Genomic DNA, 13,070 nt, shown 5'->3' with positions numbered 1-13,070 from the left:
CTCACCGCCCGCGGCCCGACTACTATGTGAACAATGACATCGAACGAGTCCTACCCCTACGTTGCGCTCTCCGCGCAGACGACGGGCATCCACCCGTCCACCGGGCGGATCCTCACCATCGATGCCGTGACCTTTGATGACGGCGGCCGCGTCGGCGAGGAATTCCACGCCGTCATCAACCCCGGTTGCGACCCGGGCCCCCGCCACACCCACGGCCTGAGCACCCACGAGGTCGCCCAGGCCCCGCGCTTTACCCGCTTCCTTAAGTCGCTGGACAAGCTTCTCGACGACCGCGTGCTCGTCACCTTCGACACCCCCACTACCTGGGGCTTCATCGTCAGCGAGGCGCGCCGCGCCATGAGCGCCGCCGCCCGCGCCAACCGCTCGCGCAAGAAGCGCAACGGGCGCCGCCGCCAGCGCGTGGGCCACGTCCCGCACCCCACCCAGATCGTGGACCTGCTGGCCGCGGCGCGTCGGCAAGGCGTGGTGCCCACGGACCTGCGCATCGGGGCCGTCGCGGACCTGATTGGCGTGGCCTCCGAGTCGCCGGTGGCCAACGCGGAGCGCGCCGCCCGCCCCGAGGCGGAGATCTCGCGCGAGCAGACCCTCAAGCTGGTGGCCATGTACATGCAGCTCCGTGAGCACGGCGAGGTGCCGGGCCGCGCGCCGGACGAGCTCGCCGCGGACCGCTTCGGCCTGCAGCGCTCCACCGTGCGCGTCGACGCGGAGAAAGCCGGCGCTGCGGCGGATAACCCCGGCAAGTACTCCCGGGAGACCGGCCTGCGCAAGGGCATGGAGGTTGTGATCACCGACGACATCGCGCTCGAGCCCGACACGCTTATCGACGCCGCCGTCCGCGCCGGCCTGACCTACACCGAAAAGCTCACCCGCGAGAGCTCCGTGGTGGTCACGGACGCCCTGGCGAGGGGCGCGTCGCCGGACGAACTCCGCGGGAAGGCGATGCACGGGCACCGCAAGGACATCCCGCTGCTGACCGGGGAGGAGTTCCTCACCGCCGTGGAGCAGATGGGTTCTGCAGAGCGCGTGCACTAACGTAGAGCGCATGAATCCGAGAGGACGCCTTGCACGCATCCGCACGAACGCCGCGCTCACAGCGGCGAAGCTCGCCACCACCGCCTCCCGCGCCACCGGGCGCGGCGCAGGCGGCATGATCGGCGGCCTGGTCGCGGGCGCGATCGACCCGAACATTATGGACGGCCTGGGCCGCGGGCGGCCCACGGTGCTGGTCACCGGCACCAACGGCAAGTCCACCACGACCCGCATGCTGGCCCAGGCGCTGCGCACGACGTACACCGTGGCCACGAACGAGGGCGGCGACAACATGGACGCCGGCATCATCTCCGCCCTCATGGCGGGCGGCGACGCCGCCAACATCGTCCTCGAGGTGGACGAGCTCCACGTCCCCCACGTGGCGGAGAGCCTGGACGCGGACGCGCTCGTGCTGCTCAACCTGTCGCGCGACCAGCTGGACCGCGTGGGCGAGATCAATAAGATCGAGCGGGCGTTGCGCGCATGTGTGGAAAAGCGCCCCGAGATGACGGTGGTGGCCAACTGCGACGACGTCCTCATGACGTCGGTGGCGTGGGACCACCCCAACGTGGTGTGGGTGTCCGCGGGTGCGGGCTGGGTCAATGACTCGGTGACCAACCCGCGCGGGCCCGGCTACGTCGTGCGCACCCCGGAGGGCGACTGGTACGCCACCGAGAAGCTCGCGGACGGCACCGAGTTCCGCCGCCCCTCCCCCACCTACACGGTAGATGCGCAGGGCCTTTCCACCCCGTCCGGCCAGGTGCCCATGCACCTGACGCTGCCCGGCCGCGCGAATCGCGGCAACGCCGCCCAGGCCGTCGCCGCGGCCGTCGAGGCCTACGACGTCCCGCTGGACAAGGCCGTAAGCGCCGTGGAAGGCGTGGACAACGTGGCCGGCCGCTACGCCACGGTCACACTCGGCGAGCACGAGGTGCGCCTGCTGCTGGCCAAGAACCCGGCCGGCTGGCAGGAGGCCCTGACCATGTTGGACCGCGACGCGGACGGCGTGGTCATCGCGGTCAACGCCCAGCAGGGCGACGGCGCGGACGTGTCCTGGCTGTGGGACGTGAAGTTTGAGGACTTCGACGGCATCGCGGTGAAGTCTGCCGGCGAGCGCGGCACGGACCTGGCGGTGCGCCTGCTGTACGCGGGCATCGAGCACGAGGTGGTCCACGACGTGGTTGAGGCGATCCGCGCCTGCCCGCCGGGGCGCGTCGAGGTGCTGGCAAACTACACCGCGTTCCGCGATCTGAAGCGGGACCTGGCCAAGCAGGAGGATTACCGTGGCTAAGCAACTGACAATCGGCCTGATTCTGCCCGACGTCCTGGGCACCTACGGCGACGACGGCAACGCGCTCGTCCTGCGCCAGCGCGCCCGCATGCGCGGCCTCGACGCGGCAATCCGCCCCTTCCTGCTCACCGACGAGATCACCGCCGACTGCGACGTCTACACGCTCGGCGGCGGCGAGGACTCGGCACAGGTGCTCGCCGCGGAGCGACTCAAGGCGTCGCCAGGCCTGCAGCGAGCCGCCGACAACGGCACCCCGATCCTGGCCATCTGCGCAGGCCTGCAGGTCCTCGGCCACTCCTTCAACGCTGCTGGTCGCTCGGTCGAGGGCATTTCGCTTATCGACGCCACGACCACCCCCCTTTCCACCCGCGCCATCGGCGAAGTCACCACCACCCCGGCGACCGACCTCCTCACCGAGCCCCTCACCGGCTTTGAAAACCACATGGGGGGCACCGTCCTCGGCCCGGACGCCCAGCCACTCGGCCGGGTCACGCGTGGCGTGGGCAACCTGGACAGCACCGTCGAGGGCGCGGTCCAGGGCAGCGTGATCGCCACCTACATGCACGGCCCGGTCCTGGCCCGGAACCCGCAGCTGGCGGATCTCCTCCTCGCCCGCGCCCTCGGCGTGGACACCGCGGAGCTCGCCCCCCTGAAGCTGGACGTGGTGGACGCGCTGCGCGCCGAGCGGCTGAAGTAGCGGGTCCCGCTTACAGCTTCAACCGGCCGCTAAGCGCGCGCGACAGCGTGAGCTCGTCCACGAATTCCAAGTCGCCGCCCAGCGGCATACCCGACGCCAGGCGCGAAATGGTCAGCTCCGGGAAGTCCTTGAGCAAGCGCACCAAATAGGACGCGGTCGCCTCGCCCTCGGTGTCTGGGTCGGTGGCCAGGATTACCTCGCTGACCTGCGGCGAATCCTCGCCGTCGCGGTCCGGCAGCACCCCACCGATGCGCTTGAGCAGCGGGGCGATGGCGAGGTCCTTCGGTCCGACGTTGGCCAGCGGGTCTAGCGCCCCGCCGAGCACGTGGTAGCGCCCGCTGTACTCGCCGGTGCGCTCGATGACCTGGATGTCCTTGGCGTCCTCCACCACGCACACCGTGGTGGCATCCCTGCCGGAGTCGGCGCAGATACGGCACACCTCGTCGCGGGAGACGTTGTTGCAGATCCGGCAGAACGTCACGCCGTCGCGCACCGCAGCCAGCGCGGAGCGCAGCCGGTCAATGTCCTCCGGCTCCGTCTTCAGCAGGTGGAAGGCGATGCGCTGGGCGGATTTGGGGCCGACGCCGGGTAAGCGCGAGAACTCGTCGATTAGGTCCTGCAGCGGGCCTTCAAACATGGCATTGCCTCCTTGGTTTGCCCTGATTTGCTTTGGTTTGCGGGGGTACTACACGCCAAAGCGCCCGGCCCCACGGCCAGGCGCTACAGACGTAAAAACGGTGCGGTGCTTAGATGATGCCGCCGAACGGGATCTCGCCGTCACCAGCGGACTGGCCGCCGGTCGGGCCGCCCTGCTGGCCCAGGCCGGAGCCGCCGGTCAGCGGGCCGATCTTCTCCTGCGCGAGCTCGCCGGCCTTGGTGTGCGCGTCCCGGTACGCAGCGAGGATAAGGTCCTGCAGGGACTCGACGTCCTCCGGGTCCACCGCTTCCTTCTTGATCTCCAGGTTGGTGATCTCAGCGCCGCCGGTCATGGTGACCTTCACCAGCTCGCCGCCGGCGGTACCGGTGACCTCAGTAGCCAGCAGCTCCTGCTGGGCCTGCTGCAGCTGCGCCTGTACCTCCGCCGCCTGGCGGATGAGGTCCTGCATATCGTTCGGCATGTTCGGCTCGGTCATGGTGTGCAACCTTTCTCAGTATTGTTTCCCCCGTCTGGGGCGGTGCGTTCCCGGCCTAGTGTACCCGTTCCCGCGCCGGCTTCCGCGCCTGCTTGCTACCAGCGAACGGCTACATCGGCTTCGCGCCGAGCTCCTTACTCAACAGCTCCATGGCCACTTCGGTGGCGTCGCGGTGATCGATCGTGCCCTCCTCCGAGAACGCCTGTTCAGCCATGTCGCGCTCCTCGTCCTCGCGCGTGTACGCCGGGGCCGGCTGCGGTGCCGGCTCGGGCTGCTGCGGCGCCGGAGCTGTCTGTGACTGTGACTGTGACGGAGCCTGCGCCGGGTCCTGCGGCAATCCGTCGCCGTCGGCGTACGGGTCGTAGTCGGGCTCGTCGTCCATCGGCTCGGGCGGCAGCGGGATCTCGTCGCGCTCGCGCTGCGCCTTTTCCGCAGCCTTCCGGCTCGCCGCCTGCGCGGCAGCCTTCCAGTCGTTGGCTGTGTTCTTTTGGTTCTTTTGGTTCTTCTGGTTCTTCTGGCTCTTCTGTGCTGTCGGCGCCCCCGCAGGCTCCTCCGGTGCCGGCTCGTTCGAGGAGGTCCCCTGGTTCGGATTCCACACCTGCTCCGCGCGCGGCGTCGCCCGCGGTCGCAGGTTCGCTGCGGACGGGTCGGTGCCCACTACGCAGCGCACCTGCACGCGACGTCCAAGTTTCTCCTCAAATACAGCGACGATGTCGGCGTTGTTGCGGTCCGCGTTGATGCGCTCTGCAAGCGCGCCCGTGTTGTGGCCGATCACGAGGGTCTGACCATCCATGCCAAGGGGCTTCGCCTCCGTGAGCATGATTTCCGCGACCTTGTTGCGCTCGCCAACGGACTGGCGCAGCCGCGTCCAATCGCGGTGGACGCGCTCGAACAGCTCGTCAGGGTCCTGGGAATCCTGGGTCCGAGCAGCCGCAGGCTCCTGCGGCGCGGGCTTCTGCTGCTTTGGCTCCTGCGGCGTGGGCTCGGCTGGCGCAGCCGGCCTGGCGGGTTCCGCGGGCGGGGTGGGCTGCGGCTTTTCCTGCGGAGGAGTTTCCTGCGGCGCCTGCTCGCGCTGCTGCGGCTCCGGCCGCGGGGCACGCTGCGGCGGCGGGGTGGACTTGCTGCGCACCTGGCCTCGCCCACCGGCAGCCGCCGCAGCGGCCGCCGCCGCAGCCGCAGCGCCGCCACCAGCGCCACCACCAGCAGAGCCGCCGGACGCTGGCCGCTGCGCCGGGGCGGCAGAACCGGGAGCGGGAGCCCCAGCCCCACCATCGATGGTGAGCAGGTGCGCCATCATGACCTCAAGCAGCAGGCGCGGAGAGGTCGCGCCGCGCAGATCCTGGATGCGGTCGTTGACCTCGGTGGCTAGGGCCGAGAGCTGCGCGGGGCTGAACTGCTCGGCTTCTGCGCGGAGGATGTCGGCGCGGTCCACGGGGGCGTCGACAAGCCCCTGCCCAAACGCGTCAGGGACGGTGCGGACCACGAGCAGATCGCGCAGCCGATCGAGGAGGTCGAGGGCGAAGCGGCGCGGCTCGTGGCCGGACTCGATGACGTTGTCGATGGTGTGGAAGATGGCGGAGGCATCGCGGGAGGCGAGGGCGTCCACGGCGGCGTCGAGAAGCGAAAGGTCCGTCACGCCAAGCAGCGGCAGCGCCAGATCGTAGGTGAGCCCGTCGGGGCCCGCGCCGGAGAGTAACTGGTCCAGCACGGACAGGGTATCGCGCGGCGAACCGCCACCGGCGCGAATGACCAGCGGGTAGACGGTGTCCTCCACCTGCGCGCCCTCCTCAGCCACGACGCGCTCGAGCAGCTCGCGCATCGCCTGCGGGGTGAGCAGGCGGAACGGGTAGTTGTGGGTGCGGGAGCGGATCGTGCCCAGCATCTTCTCCGGCTCGGTGGTAGCGAAGATGAATATGAGGTGCTCCGGCGGCTCCTCCACGATCTTCAGCAGCGCGTTGTTCCCGGACTGGGAGATCATGTGCGCCTCGTCGATGATGAAGACGCGGTAGCGCGACTCCGCCGGCGCGAACATTGCGCGCTCGCGCAGGTCGCGCATGTCGTCGACGCCGCCGTGCGAGGCCGCGTCCAGCTCCATCACGTCCAGGTTGCCGGACCCGCCCGGCGCGAGCGAGCGGCACGAGTCGCACACCCCGCACGGGGTGGACGTCGGCCCCTCCACGCAGTTCAGGGAGCGCGCGAGGATGCGCGCCGACGAGGTCTTGCCGCAGCCGCGCGGGCCTGAAAACAGGTAGGCGTGGTTGATGCGCCCGTTGTCCAGGGCGGTCGACAGCGGGACTGTCACCTGCTCTTGGCCAATTACTTCACCAAAGGTCGCGGGACGATATTTCCGGTAGAGAGCCACGCCGCCCAAGTTTAGGCATCGCGGTGCCAGTCGGCCATTGCGGCCCCGCGCCGCCGCATCCGCCGCTCGAGCACGGCCCCGCCTTGCTCCGAGGCGATGGCGAACTCGTCGTCCGTAAGCGCCACCAGCTCCAGCAGAAGCGTCAGGCGCCCGGGCTCGCGCACCAGGGGCGTGCCCTGCTCGAACAGGCGCGGCTCGCGCAGCCACCCGTGCCGCACACTCACCCCAGCCGGCAGGTCCACCCGGTCAAGCAGGTGCTCCAGCAGCACCCCGGGCTGCGCGGGCACGCCCAGCTCCAGGACCATCGTCGCGGCGGCACCCAGTGCGGCACCGAGCAGTTGCTTATCGACGCCCGCGTGCACCACCATCTCGCACCGCACATCCGTACCCGTCTCAGATTCGAGGGCGAGTCCGGTATCCACCTCGGAGAACCCGCAGGTGGCGGCGATCCCCTCGGCGGCGAGGGCGGGGAAGGGGGCGGGTGGGGCGTCGATAAGCATGGGCTCGGGAGGTAGCAACGACCCAAGCCACTCGGCAGCCTGGTTAGGCCTCACGCTGCTCGATGGCGGCGAGGAGGACGCACAGCGCGACGCCGTCCATCGCCTCGACGACCTCATCGAGCGGCGGCAGCGACGGCGCGAGGCGCAGGGTGCGGTCGTGCGGGTCGTCGTGCAGCGGGAACGGGGAGCCCGCCTGCGTGAGCTTGATGCCGGCCTCCTTGGCCAGCTGCCACACGCGGGTCGCGGTGCCGTCCGGCACGTCCAGGGACACGAAGTAACCGCCCTCCGGCCTGGTCCACTCCGCGATGCCGTAGCCGCCCAGGCGCTCCTCCAGCGCGCGCTCGACCGCCTCAAACTTCGGACCGAGCGAACCGGCGTGCTTGCGCATCACCACGCGCACGCCCTCCGCGTCGTGGAAGTACATGGCGTGCGCGAGCTGGTTCCGCTTGTTGGGACCGATGCCACGCACCCCGGCGATCTTGGTGTACCAGGCAAGGTTCTCCTCCGAAGAGGCAAAGAAAGCCACGCCCGAGCCCGCGTGTGTGATCTTGGACGTGGAGCTCATGTACCAGAAGCGGTTCGGGTTGCCCTCGGCCGCGGCGATCTCCAGCACGTTCGGGTTCTCCGGGAACTCGTCGGTGAGCGTGTGGACGGCATAGGCGTTGTCCCACACGATGCGGAAATCAGGCGCGGCCGTCTCCATCGCGGCGAGGCGGTCGATCACCTCGCGCGAGTAGACCGTGCCGGTGGGGTTGCTGAAGACGGGCACGGTCCACATACCCTTGACCTGCGGGTCCTTCGCCAGCTCCTCGACCTTGTCCATGTCCGGGCCGCCGTCGCGCATCGGCACGGTGACCATCTCGAAGCCGAACAGCTCGGTGATGGAGAAGTGGCGGTCGTACCCCGGCACCGGGCAGATCCACTTGACGTGCTCCTCGTCCTTCCACGGGCGCGCGGAGTCATTGTTGCCAAACATGTAGGAGAAGGACACCAGGTCAAACATGATGTTCAGCGAGGAGGAATCGCCGGCGATGACCAGCTTCGGGTCCACACCGAGCACCTCCGCCCACAGGTTGCGGATGTCCGGGATGCCCACGCCGCCGCCGTAATTGCGCACGTCGCCGCCGGAGCTGTCCGTGAAGCGGTCCTTGCCCGGCAGCTCCAGGAGCTCGTTACCAAAGTCCAGCTGCTCGGACGACGGCTTGCCGCGCGTCAGATCCAGCTTCAGGCCCTTCGCCTGCAGGTCGGCGTACTGCGCGCGGACCTCTTGCGCCAGCTCAGCGAGCTGCTCCGGGGTGTGGTCTGTCAGCGGAGTGTGTCCCATGTGCGATTCACGCATCCAATCGTGGGTAGGCGATAACGTTTTGCTCCGATCTTACAACGGGGCTGCGATCGCCCAGCAACGCAAAACCGGCACCTCGCGTGATTGCGGGGTGCCGGTGAGTTGGCGGAGGATGTGGGATTTGAACCCACGAGGGTATTGCTACCCGCACGCGTTCCAGGCGTGTGACATAGGCCGCTAGTCGAATCCTCCAATGAGTAACGCTCACAGCGTCGTGGCAATACTTTAGCGCATGCGTCTACCCGGTCCAAAACCGCTGGGCAAGGGGTGTGGCGGGGCGTCGATAGGCATTGGGCTCTGGCGGGGTTTGGAGCTCGCGGGAATTGTTGGCTACAGTGTGGGGCAGGATCCCACGCGGTGCTTATCTTGTGAACTCCCCCAGGGCGGGAACGCAGCAAGGGTCAGCGAGCTCTGGCAGGTGCGTGGGGTCCCCTTATTTTTGCCGGGGGCCGTGCGCCTGGCGGGGCGCCGGGGCGAGTTCTGACCTGTTTGACGAGAACCCCTTGACGAAGATGCGAGACGTGGTCCGCATCCTCGTCATCCTGCGCTCGTCATCTAGCCAAAAACACCGGAAGCCCCCACACCCCGGCAGGCAACAGCCCCGTTTGATGAAGACGCCGGGGGTCTTCGAGAGGTGGCGTAGCGGCACAGCACTCGTACGCCGTTTTCGGCTAGGCTGGGCCACACGACATCAGCCCCGTAGAAGGAAGGCCCAATCACCATGGACGCAAAGCTTTACGACGTCATGAACGCCCAGGTCACCGAGGAGTACCTCGCCGCGTACCTGTACCGCCACCTGGCCAACGAGATGACAGAGCTCGGTTTCGACGGCGCTGCCACCTGGTTCATCGCGCAGGCGCAGGAAGAAGTGGAGCACGCCGCCAAGTTCACCAAGCACCTCCAGGACCGCGGGCAGCGCGTGGTGCTCGCCAGCATCGAGCTCGACGCGCCAAAGATCGCGAGCCTGCTCGAAGCCTTCAAGGCTTCGCTTGAGCACGAGCAGAAGGTGACGGCAGAGATTCGCCACATCGCCCGCGTCGCCGACGAGGTGGGGGATCTGGAGTCCCGCGACACCATTAACTGGTTCCTCTCCGAGCAGGTTGAAGAGGAGTCGAGCGCGCAGGGCATCATCGACAAGCTGGAGCTCGTTGGCAATGACGGCGCGGGGCTGCTGCGCATCGACGAGCAGCTCGCACAGCGCGGCGACAATTAAGGCGAGGAGTAGTCAGCCCCTCCAGACCCAGGGTTCGCGCGGTAGCGCCCCTGGGTCGAACTGTGTCAGCAGCTCCCCGACGCTGTCCACGCCGGGGCAGCCTATCGACGCCGCAATCTCCCCCACCACCGCCTCCACCGGCCGCTCGCGCGTCATCTCCCGCAGCGTCACCGCCCCGTCACGCTTTGCCAACCTTCGACCCTCCCCGTTGACCACCAGCGGCACGTGCACGTACTCGGGCTGCTCGTAGCCCAGCAGGTGGGCCAGGTAGGCCTGCGCGGGCGCAGAGAACGTGAGATCGTCGCCGCGCACGACTTGGTCGATGCCCTGCTCACCGTCGTCCACAACCACGGCGAGGTTGTACGCCCAATCCCCCGCCTGGGCCTGGTTGAGGTTGCCGCCGCGGCGCAGGATGACGTCATCGACCGGCCCGACGACCTCGCCGGCATAGAAGTCGCGCACAGCCCACTCGGTGACCCCGGCGCGCAGCCGCAGCGCCGGCATCCGCCCCTGCTCGGCCAGCTCGGCCCGCTTCGCCTCGCGCTCGGCCTCGGTAAGGTCGCGGCACGTGCCCGGGTAGAGGCCGGGCCGGGCGTGCGGGGCGCTCGCGGCCTCGCGGATGTCGCGGCGGGTGCAGTAGCACTCGTAGGTGTCCAGCGTGGCCAGCGCGGCGGCGTAGCGCTCCCCGTTGTCGGACTGGTAGGTCACCGGCGGGTCGAAGTCCAGGCCCAGCGCCTCGAGGTCCTCGATCTGCCGCGCGGCCGATTCCGCGCTGGAACGCTCCGAGTCGATGTCCTCGATGCGCAGGGAGAAGTCACGGCCGGTGCGGCGAGCGAAGAGCCACGCCAGCACAGCGGTGCGCAGGTTGCCAAAGTGCAGGTCCCCGCTCGGCGAGGGCGCGTATCTCCCAGCAGACATGCCCCGAGCCTACTTATGGTTGAATACTCATTCGTGACAACCCCAAATACCCCAGTTTCCCGCTCCCCATACCCGATCCTGCTCGCCGTCTTCTGCGCGGTGTTCCTCATCTCCAACATCACCGCGCAGAAGGGCGTGGCGTTGGGGCCATTGCTTACCGACGGCGCGTTCTTCCTCTTCCCACTCTCCTACGTCATCGGCGACGTCCTCGCCGAGGTCTACGGCTTCAAGGCGGCCCGCCGCGCCGTGTTCACCGGCTTTGGCATCGCCATCCTCGCGGTCGTCTCCTTCTACATCGCCATCTGGCTCCCCGCTGCGGACTTCTACGACGCCCAGGACACGTTCGCCTCCGTGCTGGGTCTCGTGCCGCAGATCGTGGCGGCGTCGCTGGCCGGCTACGTGGTGGGCCAGCTCTCCAACGCGTGGGTCCTGCAGAAGATGAAGGACCGCCTTGGCACGGGCAACCTGTGGGCGCGCCTGATCGGCTCCACCGTCGTGGGCGAGTTCGTGGACACGCTCCTGTTCTGCGCGATCGCGGCGAGCGTGATCGGCATCAGCACGGCGGGCGACTTCATCAACTACGTCCTGGTCGGCTTCCTGTGGAAGACGCTGCTGGAGGTCGTGCTGTTGCCCATTACCTACCCGACGATTGCGTGGGTGCGTGGCGTCGAGAAGCGCAATGCTGGCCACGCGGACCTCACGGCGAAGTAACAATTCTCTTAAAATCCGCCAGATTGGTCGACGCGTCCGCAATTGGTCGCTACGTTGGGTGCCACTGGTTCCGAGAGGGGCCACGGATTAGCAAATACCCGAACGAAAGGATTTAGCACAATGGGCGTTTTTGACAAGGCAAAGGATGCACTGAACTCCGAGGAAGCTACCGACAAGGGCCTGGACAAGGCTGCGGACGCTGCCAAGGGCAAGCTCGGCGAGGACAAGGCCGACAAGGTCGACCAGGCTCGCGATGCTATCGACGGCAAGCTCGGCTCCGAGTAGCCCTCGGTTCCCGTATTGACGGGCCGCACCCCTTCCCGGGGCGCGGCCCGTTTTTCTATGAAGAAACTTTAGTCACCCAAGCTACACATAAGTTGTGCATAAACACTGAATGAGAAGCGGCGGTTTGGTGGGACAGGTGTCGAAGACGAGGTACACTGGCGAGGGTGAATGCAGAACAACACCCCGCCTCGTCCACAGGCCGCACAGGTTCCGTCAAGCTACACCTGTTGGACCACGCCACTCGCCTCCTCGGCCGCGGGGGCCGCGACGCGCTGACCATCCCGGCAGCCGCTGACCTGGCAGGCATCACCGTCGATGAAGCGAAGACACTCTTCAGCTCCGACGAAGATCTGTATAGCGAGGTCAGCGCGTTCCTTGACGAGCGCCTCCGTGGCTTCGTCGACCAAGAGCTGACAAAGCTGCCCGCTGACGCGTCGCTCACGCAGAAGCTGCGCGCCAACGCCACCGGTTACTTCAACCAGGCACTGGACAACCCCACCTACTTCGCCGCGTACAGCCGCTCGAAGGTAGCGCACCAGTTCCCCAGCTTTGAGGAGCAGATCGACAACGCCGCGGACCTGGACACCTTCCCGCCGGCGACGACGCGCATTATCCGGCTGCTGGTGGAGCTCACCGAGGAGATGGGCATGCCGGTGGACAACGCCCTCATCCTCCGCGAGACCATGGCGGTCCTCTCGGAGATACACGGCCTCGCCCACCTGGCCACGTTTGGCATCATGCGCCACCTCTCCCCCACTGCGAAGCGGCAGACCTTCCAGGCGGCGCTGCAGACTCTGCTGTCCGGCCTCGCTGACACGATCAAGGAGGGCCACATCCTGGCCTTCGAGCCGGAGCACGTCAAGGGCGAGCTCCTCGAGCCGTTTACCACCAAGGCCAAGGACATGCCGCGTGACACCATGGACGAGGCGCGCGAAGCCCTGTTCCGCGGCGCCGCCGAGGTCGTCGTCGCCCGCAGCGTCGACGGGATGACCCTGGAGGCCGCCGCCGAGCAAGCCGGCCTCCCGGTGAGTACCGCGCGCCAGCTTTTCGACGGCGACGCGGCCCTCCTTCACGAACTTGAGGTCCACCTCGACGAGGCCAACACCCAGACGATCCTGCGCCAGAGCAGCTTCGTCTCCGAAGGCTCGCCGGGCCTGACCTACATCAAGGCCACCGGCTTCGGCTACCTGCAGTACGCGCTGACCGACCCGGTCGGATTCGTCGCCCTCATCGAGATTGCCAGCCGCTCCATCGTCCCCGTCTCCTTCGACGACGAGGGCGGGACCGCCCAGCCCTTCGACATGGGCAAGGCGTTCACCTTCCTGATGAACATCGTGCGCGACGCGATCTCGCAGTCCGACGGACCGCGCTCCACCTGGGTGCTCTACACCCAGATGATGGCGCTGTGGGCGTCCATCCACGGCGTCTCACAGCTCGCCACCATCGGCGTCCTCACCTACGACAACCAGGACTTCTGCTACCGCATTACCTCCCGAGTAATGGACATCCTGCTCCGCGGCATGATCAACGTCCTCGAGCTGCGCCCGCAGTAGTAGCGGCGTAATACC

At 67.9% G+C, this 13,070-nt stretch carries 13 protein-coding genes, 1 tRNA gene and 1 other RNA gene; 8 read left to right on the top strand and 7 right to left on the bottom strand.

Annotated elements, in window-relative coordinates; all coding sequences use genetic code 11:
• Positions 1-33 precede the first annotated feature (33 nt).
• Genes CKJ85_RS10865 through CKJ85_RS10855 form a run of 3 tightly spaced genes read left to right on the top strand, consistent with a single transcriptional unit; the run spans position 34 to position 3,038 of the window.
• A complete protein-coding gene (locus CKJ85_RS10865; RefSeq protein ID WP_095554323.1) occupies positions 34-1,053 on the top strand; it encodes a DNA polymerase III subunit epsilon in 1,020 nt (339 codons plus the stop codon).
• Positions 1,054-1,063: 10 nt separating this feature from the next.
• Positions 1,064-2,341, top strand: a complete 1,278-nt coding sequence (locus tag CKJ85_RS10860; RefSeq protein WP_095554322.1) for a MurT ligase domain-containing protein — start codon at positions 1,064-1,066, stop codon at positions 2,339-2,341.
• Positions 2,334-3,038, top strand: coding sequence for a type 1 glutamine amidotransferase (locus CKJ85_RS10855; protein ID WP_095554321.1), 705 nt, complete (start codon positions 2,334-2,336; stop codon positions 3,036-3,038). Before CKJ85_RS10860 ends, CKJ85_RS10855 begins: the two co-directional genes overlap by 8 nt.
• A gap of 10 nt (positions 3,039-3,048) precedes the next feature.
• Here CKJ85_RS10855 and recR read toward each other — a convergent pair whose 3' ends face one another.
• The 6 genes from recR to CKJ85_RS10825 all read right to left on the bottom strand — a co-directional run bounded on the left by recR (position 3,049) and on the right by CKJ85_RS10825 (position 8,567).
• Positions 3,049-3,675, bottom strand: coding sequence for a recombination mediator RecR (recR, locus tag CKJ85_RS10850; RefSeq protein ID WP_095275233.1), 627 nt, complete (start codon positions 3,673-3,675; stop codon positions 3,049-3,051).
• A gap of 109 nt (positions 3,676-3,784) precedes the next feature.
• Positions 3,785-4,171 carry a YbaB/EbfC family nucleoid-associated protein gene (locus CKJ85_RS10845; protein ID WP_095275234.1) on the bottom strand — a complete coding sequence of 129 codons (387 nt, stop codon included), beginning with the start codon at positions 4,169-4,171 and terminating at the stop codon, positions 3,785-3,787.
• A gap of 109 nt (positions 4,172-4,280) precedes the next feature.
• Positions 4,281-6,533, bottom strand: a complete 2,253-nt coding sequence (locus CKJ85_RS10840) for a DNA polymerase III subunit gamma and tau (protein WP_095554341.1) — start codon at positions 6,531-6,533, stop codon at positions 4,281-4,283.
• An 11-nt stretch (positions 6,534-6,544) separates the two neighbouring features.
• Positions 6,545-7,051: a suppressor of fused domain protein gene (locus tag CKJ85_RS10835; protein ID WP_233127051.1), complete on the bottom strand. Its 507-nt coding sequence runs from the start codon at positions 7,049-7,051 to the stop codon at positions 6,545-6,547.
• Positions 7,052-7,076: 25 nt separating this feature from the next.
• Positions 7,077-8,372 (bottom strand): aminotransferase class I/II-fold pyridoxal phosphate-dependent enzyme, encoded by a 1,296-nt coding sequence (locus tag CKJ85_RS10830; RefSeq protein WP_304441677.1) that lies wholly within the window; start codon positions 8,370-8,372, stop codon positions 7,077-7,079.
• A gap of 106 nt (positions 8,373-8,478) precedes the next feature.
• Positions 8,479-8,567: transfer RNA gene (locus CKJ85_RS10825), tRNA-Ser, on the bottom strand.
• 149 nt (positions 8,568-8,716) lie between these two features.
• On the opposite strand from CKJ85_RS10825, the gene ffs reads away from it, so the two are divergent.
• Positions 8,717-8,815: signal recognition particle sRNA small type (gene ffs / locus CKJ85_RS10820), an RNA gene on the top strand.
• A 281-nt stretch (positions 8,816-9,096) separates the two neighbouring features.
• The gene (locus CKJ85_RS10815; protein WP_095275238.1) at positions 9,097-9,588 is read left to right on the top strand and encodes a ferritin; all 492 of its coding nucleotides are present in this window, start codon (positions 9,097-9,099) and stop codon (positions 9,586-9,588) included.
• Positions 9,589-9,600: 12 nt separating this feature from the next.
• Here CKJ85_RS10815 and gluQRS read toward each other — a convergent pair whose 3' ends face one another.
• Positions 9,601-10,506, bottom strand: a complete 906-nt coding sequence (gene gluQRS / locus CKJ85_RS10810) for a tRNA glutamyl-Q(34) synthetase GluQRS (protein ID WP_095554319.1) — start codon at positions 10,504-10,506, stop codon at positions 9,601-9,603.
• Positions 10,507-10,521: 15 nt separating this feature from the next.
• Here gluQRS and CKJ85_RS10805 point away from each other — a divergent pair, with 15 nt between their 5' ends.
• The 3 genes from CKJ85_RS10805 (at position 10,522) to CKJ85_RS10795 (ending at position 13,055) form a co-directional block, all read left to right on the top strand.
• The gene (locus CKJ85_RS10805; RefSeq protein ID WP_095554318.1) at positions 10,522-11,217 is read left to right on the top strand and encodes a queuosine precursor transporter; all 696 of its coding nucleotides are present in this window, start codon (positions 10,522-10,524) and stop codon (positions 11,215-11,217) included.
• A 120-nt stretch (positions 11,218-11,337) separates the two neighbouring features.
• A complete protein-coding gene (locus tag CKJ85_RS10800; protein WP_095275241.1) occupies positions 11,338-11,502 on the top strand; it encodes an antitoxin in 165 nt (54 codons plus the stop codon).
• Between the two features lie 164 nt (positions 11,503-11,666).
• Positions 11,667-13,055: a TetR/AcrR family transcriptional regulator gene (locus tag CKJ85_RS10795; RefSeq protein ID WP_095554317.1), complete on the top strand. Its 1,389-nt coding sequence runs from the start codon at positions 11,667-11,669 to the stop codon at positions 13,053-13,055.
• Positions 13,056-13,070 lie beyond the last annotated feature (15 nt).

It is taken from the genome of Corynebacterium sp. NML 150383 (genome assembly GCF_002285085.1).
Taxonomy (GTDB): Bacteria; Actinomycetota; Actinomycetes; order Mycobacteriales; family Mycobacteriaceae; genus Corynebacterium; species Corynebacterium gottingense.
Note: the sequence above shows the minus strand (reverse complement) of the source record. Positions and strands in the feature narration are given on the sequence as shown.

Excerpts from the sequence above, each read along its gene's own strand:
- CKJ85_RS10815 (WP_095275238.1), top strand. The coding sequence starts at position 9,097 with ATGGACGCAAAGCTTTACGACGTCATGAACGCCCAGGTCACCGAGGAG.
- CKJ85_RS10860 (WP_095554322.1), top strand. The coding sequence starts at position 1,064 with ATGAATCCGAGAGGACGCCTTGCACGCATCCGCACGAACGCCGCGCTC.
- CKJ85_RS10830 (WP_304441677.1), bottom strand. The coding sequence starts at position 8,372 with ATGCGTGAATCGCACATGGGACACACTCCGCTGACAGACCACACCCCG.
- CKJ85_RS10865 (WP_095554323.1), top strand. The coding sequence starts at position 34 with ATGACATCGAACGAGTCCTACCCCTACGTTGCGCTCTCCGCGCAGACG.
- CKJ85_RS10800 (WP_095275241.1), top strand. The coding sequence starts at position 11,338 with ATGGGCGTTTTTGACAAGGCAAAGGATGCACTGAACTCCGAGGAAGCT.
- CKJ85_RS10845 (WP_095275234.1), bottom strand. The coding sequence starts at position 4,171 with ATGACCGAGCCGAACATGCCGAACGATATGCAGGACCTCATCCGCCAG.
- CKJ85_RS10805 (WP_095554318.1), top strand. The coding sequence starts at position 10,522 with ATGGTTGAATACTCATTCGTGACAACCCCAAATACCCCAGTTTCCCGC.
- gluQRS (WP_095554319.1), bottom strand. The coding sequence starts at position 10,506 with ATGTCTGCTGGGAGATACGCGCCCTCGCCGAGCGGGGACCTGCACTTT.
- recR (WP_095275233.1), bottom strand. The coding sequence starts at position 3,675 with ATGTTTGAAGGCCCGCTGCAGGACCTAATCGACGAGTTCTCGCGCTTA.